The sequence below is a fragment of the Flavobacterium sp. AC267 genome (genome assembly GCF_979258715.1).
Map to the genome: position 1 here is coordinate 443,796 of NZ_OZ409875.1, position 22,352 is coordinate 466,147.

The window sequence follows — 22,352 nt, forward strand, 5'->3', positions numbered from 1 at the left end:
GAAAATTACAATTCAAATATGAGCTTAAAAGGTTGTCTTCCTCCTCCAGAAAATTAATAATACATTTTTTAGTATTGACATTTGACTGATTTTATCAGTCTGCATATCCATGTCTATACTTCAATTAAAATTATTAATCTTCAAAATAAAATCCCTTAATTAGGATAGACAAATTTTATGAAAAAATCATATTTTACACTGCACACCGCAGTGTTACTCGCTGGCTTTACCGGCGTATTCGGAAAACTTATTTCTCTAAACGAAATAACATTAGTTTGGTATCGAGTATTCTTCGCTTCCATCATCTTGTTTTTTATTCTTAAAACTTACAATTTAAAAACGTTAAAGTCTTTTTCAGAAATAGGAAAGATTTCAAAAGCAGGAATACTTATTACAATTCACTGGATTTTTTTCTATGCCAGTATTAAATATTCAAATATATCTATTGGTGTAGTATGCTATTGTCTCACAAGTTTTTTTACAGCCATTTTTGAACCGATCATCAATAAAAAAAGATTTAACATCGTCCAAGGATTATTAAGTTTGCTAACCTTATTGGGAATAAGTTTAATTTTTCATTTTGATTCTTCATGTCAACTCGGAATTTTACTTGGTGTCGTATCCTCAGCATTCGCAGACTTTGTACACAATTTACAACGAACGTCTAGTGCAATTTTACGATAGCAAATTAATTAATTTTTATCAGATGCTGGGCGGTACTTTAGCATTAGGATTAATTTTGCCATTCTATTTTTATTCTTTTCCAAAACAGTCTTTTATTCCTAGCTTACAAGATATTTTTTACTTATTTATCTTAGCCTCATGTTGCACGGTAGCTTTATACATAATGTTCGCAGAATCACTCAAAAAAATTCCAGCGTTTACAGTAAATCTAACGTTCAACTTAGAACCAATTTATGCTATTATATTGGCATTCTTATTTTTTGATGAAGGACAAGCGATCAATTTTTCCTTTTATATTGGAATTAGCTTAGTAATGACTTCCGTTTTATTACAATCCATAATTTCGGCAAGAACAAAAAAAATCATTAAACAACCAATATCATAATATAAAAAAAGAGAAACTACTTAACAAAAGTAGTTTCTCTTTCTCAAAATAAAAATCAATTTTAGAATTTAAACTGTACTCCACATAGTTATTTTTTAAAAACACTAAAAAAAATAAATCATCTAAAACCTTTCACAATTCCTCTCGCTGAGCCAATAACAAAATTCAAGATTTTATCCCGTTCAACAGTCTGTTCAAACTCATTTTGGATTAATTGCAAAGCCAACTTCGTATTTCTTTTTTCTTGAAATAAAACACTATAAATTGCTTTTAGTTCATCTATTTTAGAAGAACTAAATCCTCTTCTTTTCAACCCAACACTATTGACACCTACATACTGCAAAGGTTCACGAGTCGCCAATATATAAGGTGGAACATCTTTGACTACGCGACTTAATCCAGAAACCATAGAATGATCGCCAATAATCGAAAATTGATGTATTGCTGTTAGACCGCTAATATTAACCCAATCACCAACGATTACTTCGCCGGCAATACCAACATTAAATCCAATAATATTATTATCCCCAATTACACAATCATGCCCAATATGTGCACTTGACATAATTAAATTATTATTACCAATCAAAGTTTTTTGTTTTGATGCAGTTCCTCTGTTTATAGTCACAAATTCACGAATAATGGTTTTATCTCCAATTTCGAGAAAAGTATATTCATTATCATATTTCAAGTCCTGAGGAATACCTCCTAGAACCGCTCCAGAATGAATCTCGCAATTCTTTCCAATTCTCGTCCCATCTAAAATATTTACATTATTACCGATCCAGGTATTATCGCCAACTATAACATCATTTTCAATTGAAGTAAATTTGCCAATTTGTACATTCGTTCCAATAATTGCCTTCTTACTAATATTATTATTTTTCAATTTTAAAACTTTTAATTAAAGACTGTAAAAGTTCAAAAAAAATAAATTTTATTATTTGATGTAATGTCAAGAAATTGAAGCTCGTATTCTACTCAACGTTTCCTGACTGACACCGATCAATGAAGCAATATGTTTTAATTTGGCTTTAATAATTATTTGAGGAAAGGAATCTAACAGAAATAAATATTTCTCATTTGCATTCATAACTCTAAACAAATGATGAAATTCATTAATCTTAGAAAGGTAAAGACGTAATTGTTTAATATGGAATTTTAAAAAAAGAGGATAATCCAATAACATTTGCTCATCCGAATAAGTTAACGAATACAAGATAGTGTCCTCACAAGTCTGAAAACTTTCAAAAGATGGCTTCTGCTCAAAAAAACTACTTAAAGATGTCACAAACTGATTATCCGTATAAATCCACTTTGTTACCTCTAATCCATTTTCAAAACTAAATCTTCGAACAGCACCAGATTTAATAAAATATATTTTCTTGCAGATTTTTCCTTGTTGAATAATTAATTCATCTTTTTTGAATCTTTCAACAACAAAATATTTTTCTATAGCTGTTTCTGTGTCAAGATCTAATTCCTGAAAACTATTTATAACCTGAATTAGCTCTTTCATCCATTATTATTTTAAAATCAAATTTAATTTAATATCCGATAAAATCAAAAAAGAACTCAAGTTACAGACCTCTTAATTATAGTTTTTTAAGCGATCAGATTTTCGTGTTGATCCGCGATCTAAAGACCAAATCATTATAAAATAATACAGAATACAAAAGAAGAAGAAATTACTCAAAAAACGATTAGAAGAAGAAAAAAATAAACCCGTATAAAAGCAAAAAACCCTATCCGGTTTGGATAGGGTTTTTTCAAAGAAAGGCGACGACATACTCTCCCACATAACTGCAGTACCATCTGCGCAGGCGGGCTTAACTACTCTGTTCGGGATGGGAAGAGGTGAGCCCCGTCGCAATAACCACCTTAAGGTTTTTAGTAATTAGTCCTTAGTGCCCAGTAATTAGTCCATAGACTCTTTACCAGTTACTTTTTCACTGCTTACTGCCCGCGACGGGCAAATATCTTAACATACTGAGATAAAGAAAAGTATTTTAGTTTTAGAAAGTTTCTCCCAGCCCCCTTTGTTCTCCCTTCGGGGGTTAGGGGGCTGGAAAAGGGTGTACATAAGCTTACGGATTATTAGTACTACTCGACTATGACATTACTGCCTTTACATCTATAGCCTATCAACGTGGTCATCTTCCACGATCCTTAAAAGAAATCTCATCTTGTGGTGGGTTTCGCGCTTATATGCTTTCAGCGCTTATCCCTTCCAAACGTAGCTACTCTGCGGTGCCCCTGGCGGGACAACAGATACACTAGAGGTTTGTCCAATTCGGTCCTCTCGTACTAGAATCAGATCCACTCAAATTTCTAACGCCCGCAGTAGATAGAGACCGAACTGTCTCACGACGTTCTGAACCCAGCTCGCGTGCCACTTTAATGGGCGAACAGCCCAACCCTTGGGACCTTCTCCAGCCCCAGGATGTGACGAGCCGACATCGAGGTGCCAAACCCCCCCGTCGATATGAGCTCTTGGGGGAGATCAGCCTGTTATCCCCGGCGTACCTTTTATCCTTTGAGCGATGGCCCTTCCATGCGGAACCACCGGATCACTATGCTCTACTTTCGTACCTGATCGACCTGTATGTCTCTCAGTCAAGCTCCCTTATGCCATTGCACTCTACGCACGGTTACCAAGCGTACTGAGGGAACCTTTAGAAGCCTCCGTTACTCTTTTGGAGGCGACCACCCCAGTCAAACTACCCACCAAGCAATGTCCCCCGCTAAACGGGGTTAGGCTTCAGATAAACAAAGGGTTGTATTTCAACAATGACTCCACAACGCCTGGCGACGCCGCTTCATAGTCTCCAACCTATCCTACACATCATTTATCCAAAGTCAATACTAAGCTATAGTAAAGGTGCACAGGGTCTTTTCGTCCCACTGCGGGTAAACGGCATCTTCACCGTTACTACAATTTCACCGAGCTCATGGCTGAGACAGTGTCCAGATCGTTACACCATTCGTGCAGGTCGGAACTTACCCGACAAGGAATTTCGCTACCTTAGGACCGTTATAGTTACGGCCGCCGTTTACTGGGGCTTCAATTCAATGCTTCTCCGAAGATAACATCTCCTCTTAACCTTCCAGCACCGGGCAGGTGTCAGGCCCTATACTTCATCTTACGATTTTGCAGAGCCCTGTGTTTTTGATAAACAGTCGCCTGGACCTCTTCACTGCGGCCCACATTACTGTGGGCGACCTTTCTCCCGAAGTTACAGGTCTATTTTGCCTAATTCCTTAGCCATGAATCTCTCGAGCACCTTAGGATTCTCTCCTCAACTACCTGTGTCGGTTTACGGTACTGGTACTAATTACCTGAAGTTTAGAGGTTTTTCTTGGAAGCCCTTAGGCGCACTATCTCTTTGTCCGAAGACTCCGAGTACTATCGTATTTCCCCAAAATCTGTGGATTTGCCTGCAGATCTTATAGGTAGGTACTTCAACGAACTATTCCGTCAGTTCGCGGCGCTTTCATCACTCCGTCACCCCATCACAGTAATTAGTAGTACGGGAATATTAACCCGTTAGCCATCGACTGTCCCTTTCGGGTTCGCCTTAGGACCAGACTAACCCACAGCTGATTAGCATAGCTGTGGAAACCTTAGTTTTTCGGTGTGCGGGTTTCTCGCCCGCATTATCGTTACTTATGCCTACATTTTCTTTTCTAACCGGTCCAGCATACCTTACGATACACCTTCTGCCCTGTTAGAATGCTCCCCTACCACTTAGAGTAATCTCTAAATCCATAGCTTCGGTAATATGCTTATGCCCGATTATTATCCATGCTCGTCCGCTCGACTAGTGAGCTGTTACGCACTCTTTAAATGAATGGTCGCTTCCAAGCCAACATCCTAGCTGTCTGGGCAGACAAACCTCGTTCTTTCAACTTAGCATATATTTGGGGACCTTAGCTGATGGTCTGGGTTCTTTCCCTCTCGGACTTGGACCTTAGCACCCAAGCCCTCACTGTTAGTGAACATTATACAGCATTCGGAGTTTGTCAGGAATTGGTAGGCGGTGAAGCCCCCGCATCCAATCAGTAGCTCTACCTCTGTATAACTTTATAACTAACGCCGCACCTAAATGCATTTCGGGGAGTACGAGCTATTTCCGAGTTTGATTGGCCTTTCACCCCTACCCACAGGTCATCCGAAGACTTTTCAACGTCAACCGGTTCGGTCCTCCACTGTGTGTTACCACAGCTTCAACCTGCCCATGGGTAGATCACACGGTTTCGCGTCTAACACTACTGACTAAAGCGCCCTATTCAGACTCGCTTTCGCCGCGGATCCGTGGCTTAACCACTTAACCTTGCCAGCAACGTTAACTCGTAGGCTCATTATGCAAAAGGCACGCCGTCACCCCACAAAAGGGCTCCGACCGCTTGTAAGCGTATGGTTTCAGGATCTATTTCACTCCGTTATTCACGGTTCTTTTCACCTTTCCCTCACGGTACTGGTTCACTATCGGTCTCTCAGGAGTATTTAGCCTTAGCGGATGGTCCCGCCAAATTCAGACAGGGTTTCACGTGCCCCGCCCTACTCAGGATACCACTATCTATTACATTTATTACCCGTACGGGGCTGTCACCCTCTATGGCGTCACTTTCCAGTAACTTCCGGTTCTGCATGCATAAAATGTCGTGGTCCTACAACCCCAGCACTGCCGTAACAGCACTGGTTTGGGCTAATCCGCGTTCGCTCGCCACTACTTACGGAATCACTTTTGTTTTCTTCTCCTCCGCCTACTTAGATGTTTCAGTTCAGCGGGTTTGCCCACCTATCGGTGTACTATGTCTTCAACATAGTGGGTTGCCCCATTCAGGTATCTGCGGATCAATCGGTGTGTGCCCGTCCCCGCAGCTTTTCGCGACCTTATCACGCCTTTCTTCGCCTCTGAGAGCCTAGGCATCCCCCATACGCCCTTATTTTGCTTATTGTACCAGCCTTAAATTTAATTAAGACCGTTTTTTTTTGTCTTTTGTTAGTTGTATTGCTACTATAACAAAAAGCGCTTTCTACTTTTTATTATTTTCTTATCTCAATATGTCAATGAACTTTTTTCCAGTGCTTAGTCCCTAGTAATTAGTGATCAGCTTTTGACTAATTACTTTTTACTCTTTACTATTCACTCGAATAGTGGAGAATAACGGAGTCGAACCGTTGACCTCCTGCGTGCAAGGCAGGCGCTCTAGCCAGCTGAGCTAATCCCCCATTTTTCAATCTTAGATTGTAGAATTCAGATTTTAGATTTCTTAATTCTTCTCTAATTTCTTTTGGCGAATCCCAACTTCCAGAATTTCCTTTTTTAAGTTAAATAGTAGTCCCGGGCAGACTCGAACTGCCGACCCCTACATTATCAGTGTAGTACTCTAACCAGCTGAGCTACGAGACTCTGTTTTACTTAATTTTCATTTTTTTTAAATTAACAGCAAGAGTAATTGAATCTTGTGATTCAGTTCCTTTAGATAAACATCTTTTTTTCCCCATCGTGCATTAATGCTAACAATTGGGGCTCTAGAAAGGAGGTGTTCCAGCCGCACCTTCCGGTACGGCTACCTTGTTACGACTTAGCCCTAGTTACCAGTTTTACCCTAGGCGACTCCTTGCGGTCACCGACTTCAGGCACCCCCAGCTTCCATGGCTTGACGGGCGGTGTGTACAAGGCCCGGGAACGTATTCACCGGATCATGGCTGATATCCGATTACTAGCGATTCCAGCTTCACGGAGTCGAGTTGCAGACTCCGATCCGAACTGTGACCGGTTTTATAGATTCGCTCCTGGTCGCCCAGTGGTCGCTCTCTGTACCGGCCATTGTAGCACGTGTGTAGCCCAAGGCGTAAGGGCCGTGATGATTTGACGTCATCCCCACCTTCCTCACAGTTTGCACTGGCAGTCTTGTTAGAGTTCCCGACTTGACTCGCTGGCAACTAACAACAGGGGTTGCGCTCGTTATAGGACTTAACCTGACACCTCACGGCACGAGCTGACGACAACCATGCAACGACCTTGTAAATTGTCTTGCGAAAAGTCTGTTTCCAAACCGGTCAATCTACATTTAAGCCTTGGTAAGGTTCCTCGCGTATCATCGAATTAAACCACATGCTCCACCGCTTGTGCGGGCCCCCGTCAATTCCTTTGAGTTTCATTCTTGCGAACGTACTCCCCAGGTGGGATACTTATCACTTTCGCTTAGCCACTGAAATTGCTTCCAACAGCTAGTATCCATCGTTTACGGCGTGGACTACCAGGGTATCTAATCCTGTTCGCTACCCACGCTTTCGTCCATCAGCGTCAATCAATTAGTAGTAACCTGCCTTCGCAATTGGTATTCCATGTAATCTCTAAGCATTTCACCGCTACACTACATATTCTAGTTACTTCCTAATAATTCAAGTTCAGCAGTATCAATGGCCGTTCCACCGTTGAGCGATGGGCTTTCACCACTGACTTACTAAACCGCCTACGGACCCTTTAAACCCAATGATTCCGGATAACGCTTGGATCCTCCGTATTACCGCGTACTGCTGGCACGGAGTTAGCCGATCCTTATTCTTACGATACCGTCAAGCTGATTCACGAATCAGTGTTTCTTCTCGTACAAAAGCAGTTTACAATCCATAGGACCGTCATCCTGCACGCGGCATGGCTGGATCAGGCTTGCGCCCATTGTCCAATATTCCTCACTGTCGCCTCCCGTAGGAGTCTGGTCCGTGTCTCAGTACCAGTGTGGGGGATCTCCCTCTCAGGACCCCTACCCATCGTTGCCTTGGTAAGCCGTTACCTTACCAACAAGCTAATGGGACGCATGCTCATCTTTCACCGTTGTGACTTTAATTATAAAATGATGCCATCCTATAATGCTATGAGGTATTAATCCAAATTTCTCTGGGCTATCCCTCTGTGAAAGGCAGATTGCATACGCGTTACGCACCCGTGCGCCGGTCTCTATCTCCGAAGAAATATACCCCTCGACTTGCATGTGTTAAGCCTGCCGCTAGCGTTCATCCTGAGCCAGGATCAAACTCTTCATCGTATATTGTGTGTCTTAAATAAATCAAGACTAATTATTATGCGATGTTTTCTCTATCGGTTCCTATCGAATCTCTCGATTCTATTACTCTTATTCTTTTGTCTCATCCTGCGACGAGACGGCTGTCAATTCAATATGTCTACGAACGTGTTTCTTTTTTTGTTTCGCTTGTGTTGCAAAGCGGGTGCAAAAGTAGAAAACTTATTTCAAACCGGCAAATGTTTTTTGAAGTTTTTTTTTAGAAAATTTCTTTTCCTTTTTCCTTCTAAACCTTACCAATCTTTCAATGAACTTTCCCTGTTTTGCGGGGTGCAAATGTAACATCCGTTTTCAAATCCCACAAGCTTTTTTGAATCTTTTTTTGAAAAAACTTTTCAGTTTAAAATTCAATGCCTGTCAGTGTTTCAGTGAACGTTTGTCGTTGTTGCGGGTGCAAAAGTACCACCTTTATTTACATTTACAAGCCTTTTTTTTATATTTTTTCCATGTTTTAAACGCTTTTTTCTTAACACTCTGATAACTGCTTATTTACATTTTAAAATTTTTTAAATCATTGTCAGTTTTTTCTTTATCATACTGTCATTCCTCCATTTTTAGTGTTTTTAAAAAGGTCGTTTTTGCGGAATTCATGGGTTTTACAGTATTTTTGGCTGGTTTGCCGCAAAGACGTAAAGACGCAAAAGTTTCTTTTTCCATCGTTTTATGAATCTCGCAGAGGCGATACGACGCTGTTTTTTCTTTTATATTCGTTTTTACTTCTTTGATTACTGTATCTTTTAAAAACTGCTGCCCTAGCCCCGAATTAAAAATAAATTCCAATTTTTTAAAATACAAATTCCAATTTTCTTGGATTGTGGAATATTGTACGCGGGCTTCACTTCGCTCAGCCTGACAAACGGTATCTGAATTCTAAAAACTTCCTTTGTCATTAAATAGGCTTCGACTTCGCTCAGCCTGACATGACTGTAATTATGATTTGGTTTTGATTGACAAATCATAATACAGTCATGTCTGCGTTACGCATAAGACGCGACTGCTGTGCGTCTCTACAGAAAATTGGATTTTAATTAATTTTATACATATATATAGGTATATAAAAAAGCAAACCCGACAGGTTTTAAAACCTGTCGGGTTGTTGATGAGATGTTCCTATCTCTTTTAATCGAAACGTATAGCTTTTACTGGGGATATCTTTGTGATTATATAGGATGGTATTAATAGGACTAAAAAACAAATCCCTATGGTAAGCAAGTTTAATAAGAGTATATAAATCCAATTTAAATAAACTGGAGCCTGATTTACATAGTAGTTCTCAGGGTTCAATTGGATTATTCCAAATTGTCTGCTGGATTAACAAAAGTGAAATCCCTATTAGATTTCCCCAGAACAATCCGCGAAGGATTAAATAGAAGGCATTGTATAAAAATATTTTACGAACTGTCCAGTTATTAGCGCCCATAGATTTTAAAATCCCTATCATTTGTGTTCTTTCCAGGATAAGCACTAATAGGGCTACTACCATATTAATTGTAGCTACTAAAATCATAACTGCTAAAATTATTATGATATTGAAGTCAAATAGCTGAAGCCAATCAAAAATGTAGCTATATTTTTCTATAATAGTTTTCGTATCGAGATTAGAAGATGTTTTCTCGTAAATCTGATTGCCTACCGATTTTATATTATTAAAGTCTTTCACAAAAACTTCAAATGCTCCAATTTGATCTTCACTCCATTTATTGATTTTTTGAATATGACGAATATCACCTATAATATAGGTTGCATCAAAATCTTGAAATCCCGAATTAAATATAGTCGCAATTTTAAACCTGCGGCTATTAGGAAGTTTGCCTTGTTCTTCTTTAACAAAGAATGTATTGAATTGATCGCCTACTTTAAGATTTAATCGGTCTGCAAGAAATCTCGAAATTATAACGTCTTCATTTAATTCTTTGGTAAAATCTGGCAATTTACCCTCAACTATATATTCAGCAATATTATTCCAATCATAATCAGCTCCTACTCCTTTAAACACAATTCCTTCGAATGCATTTTCAGTTCGAATAATTCCCGCCTTACTTGCTACTGCCTGAATATGGCTGACTTCGGGCACTGATTTGAACTTTGGATAAAAATCTTGTTTCTTAGAAATTGGAACAACAGTAATTTCAGAATTATTATTATCGTAATTTGAAATTATAATCTGACCATTGAATGCAGAGACTTTATCACGGATTTTCTTTTGCGACTCTATTCCAGTTGCAACCGAAACAATCATCATGATAATCCCAATCGCGATTGCAGAAATAGCAATTTTAATTATGGGTGCCGAAATACTGCTTTTGTAGTTTTTTGCCGTAATAAGTCGTGTGGCTATAAAATATTCTAAATTCAAATTACAGGTGCTTCTTTAGTTATATAATTACTTCTTTCAAAAGTACATCTTAAAAAGAGAAAACAAGATTCTCTAGAAAACAATTACCAATTTTTTAATTTATTACAACGGAAGTTTCTTTTTCATCTCTTCTACTATATTAAATGCAACTGGACAAATTTCAACGTTTTTTAAAGTTAGATTGGAAATTTGATGGAATTTATTTCTATCAGTATGCGGAAATTCTCTGCAGGCTTTTGGACGAACATCATAAATCATACAATAATTTTCACTATCTAAAAACGTACACGGAACGCTTTGCAAAACATAATCCTTGTCCTCATCAATTCTAAGATATTGGTCAATGAATTGTTGAGGCTTTTGTCTAAAATGTTTTGAAATACGTTCAATATCGGCCAAAGTAAACAGTGGTCCAGTTGTTTTACAGCAATTGGCACATTTTAAACAATCGGTTCTTTTAAATTCAGCATTGTGCAAATCTTGCATAATGTAATCTAAATTCTTCGGTTGTTTCTTTTTAAGCTTATCAAAATACTTTTTATTCTCGATATGCTTATCTTTGGCTAACTTACTTAAGTTATTTAAAATCTGTTTCAAGTTTAACATTTAAAGTTGATCTGCAAAATTAAGCAACTTTGAACTTGAAACCTTAAACTTTGACTAAAACAATGAAAGATCTTTTTGGAAAAGCGATATTTGATTTTTATACGAATAACTCGCCTGAAGATATTATTACCGAAACTTCCATTTCTGAAGAAGACGAAATGAGCGTTGAATATCTTTTTCGTTCTTATAATAACATGCCTTTAATTGAACAAAAAGCCTTGCGACTGGCAAAAGGAAAAACATTAGATGTTGGATGTGGCGCCGGAAGTCATGCTTTGTCTTTACAAAATGAACGCAATCTAGATGTGACCGCTATTGACATTTCAGAAAAAGCAATTGAAACTTGCCTTCTTAGAGGAATTAAAAATGCTAAAGTTGAAAACATTTTGAATTTTGAAGGAGAAAAATTTGACACCATTTTACTTCTAATGAATGGAACAGGTATTTTTGGCAAACTGAAAGACTGTAATAAATATCTAGCCAAATTAAAATCTCTTTTAAATCCTGGCGGGCAAATTTTAATTGACAGCTCTGATATCATTTATATGTTTGACGAAGATGAAGACGGCGGAAAATGGATTCCGTCTGAAAATGATTATTATGGCGAATTAACCTTTAACTTAAGTTATAAAAACGAAAAGGAAGAACCTTTTGACTGGTTGTATCTAGACTACAATACTCTTCAAAATGCGGCTGATTGCCAACGGATTGAACTGCGAACTTATTCTTGAAGGTGAACATTACGATTATCTAGCGAAACTTTCTATTTAAAACAATCCAATTACAAAACTATGCTAGAATTAGATTTAGAAAAGTTAAAATATCCTATTGGAAAATTTATAATTCCCGATCATTATTCGCCTGAATATCTTTCAGAAAAAATTGAAGAAATCGAAACTTTCCCAAAAAGATTAGAAAAAGAAGTTCTCCATTTAACCAATGAACAGCTTGATACTCCTTATCGTCCAGACGGATGGACCGTAAGACAAGTTATTCATCATTGTGCAGAAAGTCATATGAATTGTTATATCCGAATTAAATGGGCATTGACTGAAGATCGTCCGCTAATTAAAGCTTACGATGAAGTTCTTTGGTCTGAATTGAATGATAATTTAACGATGCCTATTCAGCCTACACTCGATCTATTAAAAGGACTTCACTTTCGATTGGCGTTTATAATGAAAAAATTATCGGAATCTGATCTAGAAAAAGCTTTTATACATCCTTCGGATAATTCGGAGAACAAAATAAAAAAGATAATCGGCACCTATGCTTGGCACGGAAATCATCATTTAGCCCATATTACAACTTTAAAAAAATACAAAAATTGGAAATAAAAAAAGTGTTCACTTTTTACACTAGTGTATACCTCAAGTAAACAAAAAAGTCTCTTCGGTTGAAGAGACTTTTTTGTTATGGTATATTTAGATATTTATGCGTTTGCAATGAAACTCTCCATTTAGGATTATTCATAACATAATCTACTATAAGCGGTGTCATTTCCTCCTTTTTACTCCATTCAGGTCTGCAAAAATAAAATTGCGTCATTATTGACTAACTCTGCCTGCTCTTCTGCAAAAATAAAATCATGCTTATTGTGAATAATCACTTTTAATTCGTGAGCATTATCATATACGCTCTGAGTTGGCAGTTTATTTTTTTTCGGAGAAAGACAGATCCAGTCCCATGTTCCTGACAAGTTAAAAGCACCAGAAGTTTCTATATGAACTTTTAAGTTTTTTTCTTTTAAGCGTTCTGTCAAAAGTGTCATATCCCAAGATAAAGGCTCACCTCCTGTTACAACAACTGTATCAGCATATTTTGCCGCATTTCCAACAATTAAATCTATACTTGTCGGCGGATGAATCTCTGCATTCCAACTTTCTTTCACATCACACCAATGACACCCTACATCACATCCTCCAATTCTAATAAAATAAGCGACTCTTCCTGTATGCGCACCTTCTCCCTGAATGGTATAAAATTCTTCCATCAAAGGAAGCATAGCTCCTTTATTTACTTCTAATTGTATTTCTTTTGATAACATTATACTATTTTAAAGTGCAAAGATAGTCAATAATATACGGAACAAAAAAAACCGATAGTTTATTGAACTATCGGTTTTCTATTTATTTTAAAAATCTAGATTATTTTAAAGATTTTATTGATTGTGCGCCGTAAGTATTTGCTGGGTCTAAAACTAAAGTTTTATTAAAATACTCCAAAGCTTTTACTTTATCAGTATTTGCATACGCACCTCCGATTGCATTGTAAGACTCAACGATTTTCTTAGCCGTTGCAGGTTTAGCCACTTCCTCTGCACCTTTTGCAGTAATTTTAGCTACATAGTCTTCATAGTTTTTGATAATCAAATCATCTTTGTCTAATGCACTACTGATTCTTCCTTTGTACAAATAAGCCTCATCGTATGTTGGAGACGCTTCAAGAACTTTATCAAAAGTAGCATTTGCTTTTTCTAAAGCAACTTTATCACGGCTTTCAACAGGTTTACCAGCATTACCATAGTAAACAGAAATTCCATAATAAACAGCATCATCCAAATAATTTTTAGATTCTTTATTATTTGCACCAAGTTCAAAAATTGAAGCAGACTTGAACATATTGTTTTTTACCAAACAATTCTTTTCCGAAATCAGCAAATTCTTCAACTACTAAAGGCTCTAATTCGATTGCTTTTTTAATATCTGCCAAACCTGCATCAAAAGCAGACTTGATCTATTGTACCATCAGCAAGAAGTTCCTTTTTTAATTTTAGCTAATCCTAAGTAATAGTAATCTCTACCAATTGCTTTATTTCCTGGAGCTTTGATAAAATCTTCGATAGATTTAATAGCTACGTCAACATTTCCGTTTTCGTAAGCAAGATATCCTAAATATCTGAAGATTCTTGGATTTACTTTATCCTCAGCAATCATTTTATTTGCAACAGTTTCTAATTGCTTGTAATCTTTAACTAAGATTAAGAAATCAGCATGACGCATTTTAGAATCTAAAGAGTAATCTGTTAAACTTAAATATTTCTCGTAGTTTGTAATTGCATTTTGCAAATTAACTTTAGATGTAGAAGGCTTGTTTCTAGCCCATTTGTAATAAGTTTCAGCAAGTTCTCTGTAAACTGGTCCGTAATTAGCATCTAAAGCAATTACTTCGTTAAAAGATTTTATCGCTTCATCATAAGATTTAGCTCCTTTCAACAAAACTCCTAATTGCATTTTTGCTCTTAACAAAGTATTGTCAGCTGTAAAAGCATCACGGTAAGATTTGTATGCATCATTTTGATTGTTTGATCCATAATAAGCATCACCAATAGCTAAAAGAGCTTGTGCATTTTGAGGATCTACTACTAAAGCACGTTTTAATACTTCAACAGCATTTTTATAATCTGGATTATCAGAATTCATGTATGCTCTAGCGATGTAAATAAACTCATTTACATCTTTCTTTCTCATATCTTTAGTTGCCAATGCAAAATTTGCCTGAGCAAGACAGTTGTATTTTTAGCATCTAAATCTAATTGACCTAAACCAATATAGTTTAAATTTTTCTTGTCTGAAGCTTGTAATCCATTATTGAAATAGATTTTAGCTGAGTCAACAACAGATTGATTTAAATAAACGTTTCCTAAAACAAAATTTGCTTCACCATCAGAAGGTTTAGATTTGATGATTGATTTAAGCATTGTTTTTGCCTTATCAAATTGTTCTGCATCAATCGCTTTTTTTGCCTGGTTGATGTCTTGCGCTGTTGCCGCAGTCGCCGAAGCTACTAATGCAAGACTGAAAATTTTAAATTTATTCATCTTTTTATCGTAATTAATTTATTCTTTATCTTTTATAATTTATTTCTAATTTTAATCTTGCGTCCCGGAGTTTTAAAAGGTAACAATCCTGACTTCAAAATTATACGCTGTCCAATATCTCCAGCTACAAATGAAGCAAATCCCATTCCTAATCCTGAATAACCTTGACAATTTATAATAAACAAATCACGTGCCAAAGGATATTTGCCTAAAGCCAGGTCATCTTGTGTAGGACTGTAGTATTGATTATCATTTAATCCTTTTACACTTAAAACATTTATTTTCTTTATCGTTTCTGTCATATCAGGAGTTGGCTGATACAACCAGTTGACACCGATCACCCCAATCATTCCCTCATTTTCTGAAACAAATTTGATTACTTCATTATTTGTTTTAAATGAAAACACCCCAGACTTCGGAAGTTCGTTAATCTTTGCTAATTCTTTCATGTAACGAACAGTACTTGAATTAGGATTATCGAAAACTAAGCCTTTAATTGCCGCATCTGGTTTACCTTGCAGAAAATCAATTACACTTTTCAACGCAATAAGTGTATCATTATTGCTTTTACTTGAAATAAATGCAATAGCATCATGAGCAATTGGCGTTACACGCGGATTAATTTTACTTTTTTCGAAGCGAGATCTTTCTTCCTTGGTTAGATCTCTAGTTGTGATTGCTACTTTAGCTTTTTGATTTAATAAATCATTTATCACTTCAGCTTCAGATTTTGACTTAACTGTAATTTTTGCATCATAGTAAGTGCCTTCAAAAACAGCAACCTGATCATCTGCAATCTGCTTTACTGTTTCATCAACAGCAACATCAAGTGATCCTTTTAAAATGGTTTCTTTTTGCGTTTCATTCTTGCTTTTTTGGTTACACATGGCAAACAAAAAGACAAAAACTACCAAAGCTACAGCCTTACTATATCTCCACATAATTATTATTCTTTTGAATTAATTAATCTTAAAAATCTTATTCCCGAGTATACAATCAGTAATCCACCAAAAGCATATCTGTATTTAGGTTCCATGTCCAGCGGAAGTTTTTCCCAAAACATGATCATTAAACCGAGTACAAGATAAATTAAAAAAAACAGTATTCCTAAAACAAGAAGAAATCGCTCTTTGAGCGATTTCTTCTGAATATTATTAAGCATATCTTTTAACATTATTCTGCAGATTGAATAGTAATAGGAAGAGAGTATAATACCCTAACTTTTTTACCATTTTGCTCGCCAGGAGTCCATTTTGGACATTTTTTAAGAACACGAATTGCTTCTGCTCCTGTACCGTAACCGATATCTCTTAAAACTTTAATATCTGTTAACGACCCGTCTTTCTCAACTACAAACGTAACGTAAACTTTACCTTTTAAACCTTCTTCTTCTGGAGTTTTATAATTGTTTCCTACGAATTTGTAGAATTTCTCAATTCCTCCTGGAAAGTCAGGCTTCACTTCGATACCAGCTGTATTATATACAGTGTTATCTTCTTGAATTACTTCTTGTACTGGTCCTTTTCCAACTGGCTCATCTACAGTTAAAACTGCATCTGGATCTCCTTTGATAGTTTCAGCACCAACTTTTTTGTCCTTTAAATCCACAATTTTTGGTGGATCTTCAGTAACTTCTTCAGCCTTCGCAACCACTGGTTTTACGAATTTCACTTGATCCACTTTTGGTGGCGATGGTGGCGGTGGTGGTTGATTTGGTTTTATTTCCTCTTTTTTCTTTGGAGGTAATTTAACCGTTGCAATTTTAATATCGTTATTTACCACTTCTTCTTCAGAGTCTGGTAAAAAGCTTGCAATAAGAGGAGCCGCAACAGCAAAGCTAAAAATAAGAGAACCAATAACAAGTGCTTTCACAGTTGTTTTACCGTTTGATTTTCTCAGCTCATATGCACCATATATCTTATTACGCCCTTCGAATACGATATCAAGCCACTGATTTTTTATAATATCTAATTTCATATCTCTTGATTTTTAATTTGATAATAAAGAAGATTACTCTGCTTTTTTATCTATTAATTTCGTTTCCTCTGGTGAAAATTCAGGAACAATAGCATAAGTATCTACTCCTGAAATTGCCATCTCATCCAATATATCAACCAAATTACGGTAATTTGATTTTTTAGTTGGTTTAATGATTACAATGATACCATTTTGAGGCTTACCCAAAGCAGTAGAATAAGCTAAAACATTTTTCTTTTGTTTTAACAATTCTCTACGGATACCATCTTTACCATATGTAATATCTTTAGGCCCTACTTTTGGAGTAGCCAATAATCCCATATAATAAACCATTTTGTTATCATCTCCTAACATTACTGTCATGGTACGATTCTCGTCTACCTTAGTATCCTTTTGCTCTGGATTCTTTTCATCTTTATCTGGCAACGACAAATCCATCGATTGAGGTTTTGACAACGAAGTAGTTAACATAAAGAATGTAATCAATAAGAATGCCAAATCCACCATTGCCGTTAAATCGACTTTCGAATTCTGCTTTTTACTTCTTACTTTACCACCTTTACCACCACCGCCGTCGCCTGTATTTAATTCAGCCATTTTAGTGTATATTTTTTAATTAAAAGTCTCTTCCTCTCGTACCTGTAACTAAGTTAAAGGAATTGATTTTCTGATCTTGTAAAATATCCATAATCTTTTTGATTTTTGGATATTCTTCTTTTGAATCACCTTTTATCGCAATCTGCAATTCTTTATTATCCAAATCAATTGTAGCTCTTCTAGAAATTAGAAGCCATTCTTTCAATTGATTATCTAATGAATCTAAAGGAATCCCAGGTTGGTCTGCTTTGGTTCTGTCCGCCGCTTTCATATCTATGATCTGCTTTAAACCTGCAACTGGCACACCAAAATCGTCCATAAGAGCAAATTTGGTTTTATCTTCTTCCGAAAATTCAATACCATATTTTGCACCTATTCCTTCAAGAGTTCTTTTACGAACTTCTCTTCCTTTGATGTCAAAAAACACTTTCCCTTTTCCTACTGTAATAATAGCCAAATCAGTATCTGGCAATTTAGTTTGAGCAACAGAAGAAGGCATGTCTACAGGAAGTGCCTCTGGCACTTTAGCAGTAGCGGTCAAAATAAAGAACGTTAGCAAAAGGAATGCAACATCACACATCGCAGTCATATCTGTCGATGTCGACTTTTTTTCATTTTTATTTTAGCCATTATCTCTTATTTTATTTTTTTGATAGTGATATCAAAAATTAATTATTGTCTTAAACTTCCTCTGAATTTTCTGTAAGTATTCACGATAGTAGTACCAGCCTCATCGATAGAGTAAGTTAAATCGTCAATTTTAGCAGTAAAGAAGTTGTAAGAAACAATTGCTAAGATAGAAGTAGAGATACCTGTTGCAGTGTTGATAAGTGCCTCAGAAATACCTGTTGCAAGAGCAGACTTGGTCAGGAGTTCCAGCAGAAGCTAACGCACCAAACGCTTTAATCATACCTGATACAGTTCCTAATAATCCTCCTAATGTACCTAAAGATACTAAAGTAGAGATAATAGTCATGTTTTTCTCTAACATTGGCATTTCTAATGAAGTTGCCTCTTCAATTTCTTTGTGGATTACTTCAGAAGCTTCTTCACTATTGAATCCTTCTTTCTTAACATCTTGGTATTTTACCAAAGCAGATTTAATTGCGTTTGCAACTGAACCTTGTTGTTTGTCACAAGCGGCGATAGCGACTTCGATGTTTCCTTCTTTAATATTTCCTTGTACATTTTTCATAAATGTATCTAAGTTAGCTTTTCCAGCAGACTTTACCAATAACAATAAATCTTTCAATAGAAAAAACAACAACCATTAAAAACATACCTAATAATACTGGTACAATGAAACCTCCTTTATAAACTTGACCTAATGTATTGATTGGATGTCCAGTTTCTGGATTACCTCCTTCGAAGTTAGCAGAATCCCCCATGATTACTTTCCAAATAAACACCCCTACTAAGATACACGCAACAATAATGATTCCAGTAACCATTCCTCCCCCATTTGAAGTGCTTTCTTTTTTAACTTTAACGTTTGCCATTTTTTTTAATTTTAATAGTTTTAAATAATTTTTATTTTTTAGTTATATTTAACTTGTAGAGGAGCAAATTTATACGTTTAGTTTAAATAAAAAAACTTTTTTTAATTTTATTGATCGAAATTTAACTTCAATTTAAAAAATATCTCATTAAATTGCCGGCGCCATTTTTTAGATAAAACAAAAATAGGGACGATATTTAGAAAAATTACAACGTTTTAGTAAATATTCAAAGAATCCATTGATATCTTCTTAAAAAGTCGCGAATTTTTTTTTATTAATATTTCAATCAAAAAAAGCATTTTCTTACTAAAAAAAACCACAATAAAAATGCCCAAAAACAAAGCAATACTCATATAACCATCTAAATTACAAATAAAAACATGAATAAAAAAGATAATTTTATTGCGACTTATAAATTCGGGCTATTCTTCTAAGGGAGACAGCATCATTCTGGGAGGCGCAATGCTTGACGGTGAAGCACTTGCGGAAGCACATGTGAAAATTCCATTAAAAACATTAAATCGTCACGGACTAATTGCCGGAGCCACAGGAACGGGAAAAACTAAAACTATTCAGGTTTTTTCAGAGCGAGCTTTCGAATGCTGGTATTCCAGTTTTGATGATGGATATTAAAGGGGATTTCAGCGGTATTGCAAAAGAAGGAAAAGAAGAAGGTTTTATTACAGAAAGACACACCAAAATAAACATACCTTATAATGTAGTCACGCATTTCCTGTTGAACTAATGTCATTATCGAAACAGCATGGAGTTCGACTGCGTGCTACGGTTTCTGAATTTGGACCTGTTTTATTTTCTAGAATTTTAGATCTTAATGACACTCAGGCGGGAGTTGTCGCGGTTATCTTTAAATATTGTGATGATAATCAAATGCCTTTATTGGATTTAAAAGACATTAAAAAAGTAATCAATTATATTACCGAAGAAGGTAAGGAAGAAATCGCCGCAAATTATGGCAAAATTTCAACTGCCACTACAGGAACGATTCTCCGAAAAATTATCGAATTAGAGCGAGCAAGGCGGTGATTTATTTTTTGGCGAACTATCTTTTGAAACCGATGATTTAATGCGAATTGATGAAAACGGTAAAGGTTACGTAAACATCATCCGCTTGACGGATATTCAAGATAAACCGAAATTATTCTCGACTTTTATGTTAAGTCTTTTGGCGGAAATTTATCAAAAAATGCCAGAGAAAGGGGATGCAGAACAACCTGAATTGGTTATTTTTATTGATGAAGCACATTTAATTTTCAATGAAGCCAGTAAAGCACTGTTAGAACAAATTGAAACTATTGTAAAATTAATTCGTTCTAAAGGTGTCGGTGTTTATTTTGTGACTCAAAATCCAATGGATGTTCCAAGCGGTGTTTTGGCACAATTAGGGTTGAAAATTCAGCACGCGCTTAGAGCTTTCACAGCAAATGATCGTCAGGCAATTAAAAAAACAGCTGATAATTACCCAACTTCTGAATATTACAAAACAGATGAATTACTAACAAGTCTTGGAATTGGAGAAGCATTGGTAACAGCTTTAAATGAAAAAGGTGTTCCAACACCACTTGTTGCCACAATGATGCGTGCGCCTGAAAGCCGAATGGATATTTTATCTGCTTCTGAAATTGAAGAAATAAACAGCAAATCAAAATTAGTTAAGAAATACAGCGAAGAAATCGACCGAGAAAGCGCCTTTGAAATTCTAAACAAAAAGATAGCCGATGCGAATGAAGTCGCATCTCAAAGAGAAGAACAAGCTCCAACAAGGTCTACAAAAGCAGAACCAAGTACAGCAAGCGTTGTGGGTAAATCTGTTTTGAAAGTGGTAACTAGTGCTACTTTTATTAGAGGCGTTTTTGGTGTTCTAACTAAAATTTTTAAGAAATAAAAAATTGCAATGTCAAAAATCAATATCAATTACAATGTTCAAAATTGTAATTGATATTGACATTGTTTTTGAAAATTATTTAGATAATAACTCCAGAATTTTAGTTTCAACTTCTGGTGAGTTCCAGATATTTTCTATGTTATCTAATTTTAAAACCTCTTCCATAATTCCATTTTGAAAATCTCCAATTGCCAAAGCTTCGGCATACGGACGGTCGCTGAAAGTAACACGACTGTAAAGCGGAATCCATTTATCTGGATGTTTATCTGAGAATAATTTTTCTATTTTCTTTTGCAGTAAGAATTTTTCATCTGCCGTTTTGGTACTCATTTCCATGAAATTTCGGTACGAAAGTTCAGCAATTGCATCTGTATTTGGTTTTCTTGAAATTTGATATTCAGAGAAGATTTTTTTCCAGTCGTCTCCAAATTTTTCGATCATTTCATTTAGAACCGTAATATCTTCAAAACCGGCGTTCATTCCTTGTCCATAAAACGGAACAATGGCATGACAGGCATCTCCAATCAAAGCAATTTTATCTCCGTATGTCCACGGAAAACATTTCATGGTAACCAAAGTACTTGTCGGATTTTTAAAAAAATCGTTTGCCAGTTCTGGAATTACATCAATAGAATCTGGGAAATTTTTCTCAAAGAAATCCTCTACCATTTTACGGTCTATAAGTGAAGCAAAAGAATTCCCGCCTTCAAAAGGCATAAATAAAGTACACGTAAAACTGCCGTCGAGATTAGGAAGCGCAATTAACATATACTCGCCTCTCGGCCAAATATGAAAAGAATTTTTATCTAATTTATGTGTCCCATTTGCATTTGCTGGAATATTTAATTCCTTATATCCCATATTTAAAAATTCCTGCGAATAATTAAACATGCTCTGGCGCCGCATTCTGTGGCGGATTCTCGAAAAAGCACCATCGGCACCAAATACCATATCAAATTTTCGTTCTTCCCACTCGCCTCTTTCGCTTTCGCCAATATGTAAAGTTGCATCATTCAAAGTTACATCCCACACTTTTTGCTCAAAATGAAATTCAGCTCCAGCTTCTTCAGCCAAATCAATCATTTTTCTGTTCAGTTTTCCTCTTGAAATAGAAAAAATCGATTCGCCTTCCTGACCGTAATTTTGAAAATTAAGTTTGTCAACCAAATGGATGGCACGTTTATCCATCGGAATGGCAATTTCGCGTACCGAATCACCGACACCTACTGCATCCAGAGCTTTCCAGCCGCGATTAGACATTGCTAAGTTAATAGAACGACCAGAAAAATTAATTTTTCGAATATCGGGACTGCGATCATAAACATGAACGGTGTGACCAGCTTTTTTAAGATAAATTGCCAGCGCCGATCCTACAAGTCCAGAACCAACAACTGCAATTTTTAATGAAGTTTGCATCGGGGAAAATCTAA

General features: G+C 36.1%; 16 protein-coding genes, 2 tRNA genes, 3 rRNA genes and 5 pseudogenes. 5 read left to right on the forward strand and 21 right to left on the reverse strand.

The features are described 5' to 3' along the window. Nucleotides 1-177: 177 nt before the first annotated feature. Both ACZZ95_RS02450 and ACZZ95_RS02455 read left to right on the forward strand, forming a co-directional pair. Nucleotides 178-684 (forward strand): EamA family transporter, encoded by a 507-nt coding sequence (locus ACZZ95_RS02450; protein WP_463467883.1) that lies wholly within the window; start codon nucleotides 178-180, stop codon nucleotides 682-684. After that, nucleotides 668-1,069: an EamA family transporter gene (locus ACZZ95_RS02455; RefSeq protein WP_463467884.1), complete on the forward strand. Its 402-nt coding sequence runs from the start codon at nucleotides 668-670 to the stop codon at nucleotides 1,067-1,069. Before ACZZ95_RS02450 ends, ACZZ95_RS02455 begins: the two co-directional genes overlap by 17 nt. Before the next feature lie 118 nt (nucleotides 1,070-1,187). Here the strand turns inward: ACZZ95_RS02455 and lpxA are convergent, their stop codons facing one another. From lpxA to ACZZ95_RS02505, 10 genes and pseudogenes are all read right to left on the reverse strand, one after another. After that, the gene (gene lpxA, locus ACZZ95_RS02460) at nucleotides 1,188-1,958 is read right to left on the reverse strand and encodes an acyl-ACP--UDP-N-acetylglucosamine O-acyltransferase (RefSeq protein ID WP_463467885.1); all 771 of its coding nucleotides are present in this window, start codon (nucleotides 1,956-1,958) and stop codon (nucleotides 1,188-1,190) included. Between the two features lie 66 nt (nucleotides 1,959-2,024). Continuing rightward, nucleotides 2,025-2,588 carry a Crp/Fnr family transcriptional regulator gene (locus tag ACZZ95_RS02465; RefSeq protein WP_463467886.1) on the reverse strand — a complete coding sequence of 188 codons (564 nt, stop codon included), beginning with the start codon at nucleotides 2,586-2,588 and terminating at the stop codon, nucleotides 2,025-2,027. Between the two features lie 255 nt (nucleotides 2,589-2,843). Then, nucleotides 2,844-2,953, reverse strand: a 5S ribosomal RNA gene (rrf, locus tag ACZZ95_RS02470). A 193-nt stretch (nucleotides 2,954-3,146) separates the two neighbouring features. Then, nucleotides 3,147-6,031, reverse strand: a 23S ribosomal RNA gene (locus ACZZ95_RS02475). Between the two features lie 200 nt (nucleotides 6,032-6,231). Then, nucleotides 6,232-6,305, reverse strand: a tRNA-Ala gene (locus ACZZ95_RS02480). Nucleotides 6,306-6,412: 107 nt separating this feature from the next. Further along, a tRNA-Ile gene (locus tag ACZZ95_RS02485) sits at nucleotides 6,413-6,486 on the reverse strand. A 126-nt stretch (nucleotides 6,487-6,612) separates the two neighbouring features. Then, nucleotides 6,613-8,128: ribosomal RNA gene (locus ACZZ95_RS02490) — 16S ribosomal RNA — on the reverse strand. The 16S, 23S and 5S rRNA genes sit together here with 2 tRNA genes alongside, the layout of an rRNA operon. A gap of 576 nt (nucleotides 8,129-8,704) precedes the next feature. Then, nucleotides 8,705-8,944, reverse strand: a complete 240-nt coding sequence (locus ACZZ95_RS02495; protein WP_463467887.1) for a hypothetical protein — start codon at nucleotides 8,942-8,944, stop codon at nucleotides 8,705-8,707. Nucleotides 8,945-9,283: 339 nt separating this feature from the next. Beyond that, a pseudogene (locus ACZZ95_RS02500) lies at nucleotides 9,284-10,520 on the reverse strand (ABC transporter permease). A gap of 102 nt (nucleotides 10,521-10,622) precedes the next feature. Continuing rightward, nucleotides 10,623-11,117, reverse strand: coding sequence for a YkgJ family cysteine cluster protein (locus ACZZ95_RS02505; protein WP_463467888.1), 495 nt, complete (start codon nucleotides 11,115-11,117; stop codon nucleotides 10,623-10,625). Nucleotides 11,118-11,188: 71 nt separating this feature from the next. Here ACZZ95_RS02505 and ACZZ95_RS02510 point away from each other — a divergent pair. Further along, nucleotides 11,189-11,897: pseudogene (locus tag ACZZ95_RS02510) on the forward strand (class I SAM-dependent methyltransferase). A gap of 20 nt (nucleotides 11,898-11,917) precedes the next feature. Then, a complete protein-coding gene (locus ACZZ95_RS02515; RefSeq protein WP_463467889.1) occupies nucleotides 11,918-12,463 on the forward strand; it encodes a YfiT family bacillithiol transferase in 546 nt (181 codons plus the stop codon). Nucleotides 12,464-12,539: 76 nt separating this feature from the next. Here the strand turns inward: ACZZ95_RS02515 and ACZZ95_RS02520 are convergent. The 10 genes and pseudogenes from ACZZ95_RS02520 to ACZZ95_RS02565 form a co-directional block, all read right to left on the reverse strand. Continuing rightward, nucleotides 12,540-13,173 (reverse strand): annotated as a pseudogene (locus ACZZ95_RS02520) (7-carboxy-7-deazaguanine synthase QueE). A 100-nt stretch (nucleotides 13,174-13,273) separates the two neighbouring features. Further along, nucleotides 13,274-13,747 (reverse strand): hypothetical protein, encoded by a 474-nt coding sequence (locus tag ACZZ95_RS02525; protein ID WP_463467890.1) that lies wholly within the window; start codon nucleotides 13,745-13,747, stop codon nucleotides 13,274-13,276. 126 nt (nucleotides 13,748-13,873) lie between these two features. Beyond that, nucleotides 13,874-14,596 (reverse strand): tetratricopeptide repeat protein, encoded by a 723-nt coding sequence (locus tag ACZZ95_RS02530; protein WP_463467891.1) that lies wholly within the window; start codon nucleotides 14,594-14,596, stop codon nucleotides 13,874-13,876. Beyond that, nucleotides 14,593-14,946: a tetratricopeptide repeat protein gene (locus tag ACZZ95_RS02535; protein WP_463467892.1), complete on the reverse strand. Its 354-nt coding sequence runs from the start codon at nucleotides 14,944-14,946 to the stop codon at nucleotides 14,593-14,595. The genes ACZZ95_RS02530 and ACZZ95_RS02535 overlap by 4 nt, the downstream gene beginning before the upstream one ends. A gap of 32 nt (nucleotides 14,947-14,978) precedes the next feature. After that, on the reverse strand, nucleotides 14,979-15,887 hold the full coding sequence (locus ACZZ95_RS02540) for a PstS family phosphate ABC transporter substrate-binding protein (protein ID WP_463467893.1): 909 nt from the start codon (nucleotides 15,885-15,887) through the stop codon (nucleotides 14,979-14,981). A gap of 5 nt (nucleotides 15,888-15,892) precedes the next feature. After that, nucleotides 15,893-16,120, reverse strand: a complete 228-nt coding sequence (locus ACZZ95_RS02545; RefSeq protein ID WP_095954877.1) for a hypothetical protein — start codon at nucleotides 16,118-16,120, stop codon at nucleotides 15,893-15,895. After that, nucleotides 16,120-16,923: an energy transducer TonB gene (locus ACZZ95_RS02550; RefSeq protein ID WP_463467894.1), complete on the reverse strand. Its 804-nt coding sequence runs from the start codon at nucleotides 16,921-16,923 to the stop codon at nucleotides 16,120-16,122. Before ACZZ95_RS02550 ends, ACZZ95_RS02545 begins: the two co-directional genes overlap by 1 nt. Nucleotides 16,924-16,956: 33 nt before the next feature. Continuing rightward, nucleotides 16,957-17,520 (reverse strand): ExbD/TolR family protein, encoded by a 564-nt coding sequence (locus tag ACZZ95_RS02555; protein WP_095954879.1) that lies wholly within the window; start codon nucleotides 17,518-17,520, stop codon nucleotides 16,957-16,959. A gap of 19 nt (nucleotides 17,521-17,539) precedes the next feature. Next, a complete protein-coding gene (locus tag ACZZ95_RS02560; protein ID WP_463467895.1) occupies nucleotides 17,540-18,109 on the reverse strand; it encodes an ExbD/TolR family protein in 570 nt (189 codons plus the stop codon). 83 nt (nucleotides 18,110-18,192) lie between these two features. Further along, a pseudogene (locus ACZZ95_RS02565) lies at nucleotides 18,193-19,019 on the reverse strand (MotA/TolQ/ExbB proton channel family protein). Between the two features lie 380 nt (nucleotides 19,020-19,399). Between ACZZ95_RS02565 and ACZZ95_RS02570 the strand changes: the two are divergent. Next, nucleotides 19,400-20,922 (forward strand): annotated as a pseudogene (locus ACZZ95_RS02570) (helicase HerA-like domain-containing protein). Between the two features lie 75 nt (nucleotides 20,923-20,997). On the opposite strand, the gene ACZZ95_RS02575 reads toward ACZZ95_RS02570, so the two are convergent. After that, entirely contained in the window at nucleotides 20,998-22,338 is a 1,341-nt protein-coding gene (locus ACZZ95_RS02575) for an FAD-dependent oxidoreductase (RefSeq protein ID WP_463467896.1), read from the reverse strand. Nucleotides 22,339-22,352 lie beyond the last annotated feature (14 nt).

Excerpts from the sequence above, each read along its gene's own strand:
- ACZZ95_RS02450 (WP_463467883.1), top strand. The coding sequence starts at position 178 with ATGAAAAAATCATATTTTACACTGCACACCGCAGTGTTACTCGCTGGC.
- ACZZ95_RS02465 (WP_463467886.1), bottom strand. The coding sequence starts at position 2,588 with ATGAAAGAGCTAATTCAGGTTATAAATAGTTTTCAGGAATTAGATCTT.
- ACZZ95_RS02515 (WP_463467889.1), top strand. The coding sequence starts at position 11,918 with ATGCTAGAATTAGATTTAGAAAAGTTAAAATATCCTATTGGAAAATTT.
- ACZZ95_RS02525 (WP_463467890.1), bottom strand. The coding sequence starts at position 13,747 with ATGTTCAAGTCTGCTTCAATTTTTGAACTTGGTGCAAATAATAAAGAA.
- ACZZ95_RS02530 (WP_463467891.1), bottom strand. The coding sequence starts at position 14,596 with ATGAGAAAGAAAGATGTAAATGAGTTTATTTACATCGCTAGAGCATAC.
- ACZZ95_RS02535 (WP_463467892.1), bottom strand. The coding sequence starts at position 14,946 with ATGAATAAATTTAAAATTTTCAGTCTTGCATTAGTAGCTTCGGCGACT.
- ACZZ95_RS02540 (WP_463467893.1), bottom strand. The coding sequence starts at position 15,887 with ATGTGGAGATATAGTAAGGCTGTAGCTTTGGTAGTTTTTGTCTTTTTG.
- ACZZ95_RS02545 (WP_095954877.1), bottom strand. The coding sequence starts at position 16,120 with ATGTTAAAAGATATGCTTAATAATATTCAGAAGAAATCGCTCAAAGAG.
- ACZZ95_RS02550 (WP_463467894.1), bottom strand. The coding sequence starts at position 16,923 with ATGAAATTAGATATTATAAAAAATCAGTGGCTTGATATCGTATTCGAA.
- ACZZ95_RS02555 (WP_095954879.1), bottom strand. The coding sequence starts at position 17,520 with ATGGCTGAATTAAATACAGGCGACGGCGGTGGTGGTAAAGGTGGTAAA.
- ACZZ95_RS02560 (WP_463467895.1), bottom strand. The coding sequence starts at position 18,109 with ATGACTGCGATGTGTGATGTTGCATTCCTTTTGCTAACGTTCTTTATT.
- ACZZ95_RS02575 (WP_463467896.1), bottom strand. The coding sequence starts at position 22,338 with ATGCAAACTTCATTAAAAATTGCAGTTGTTGGTTCTGGACTTGTAGGA.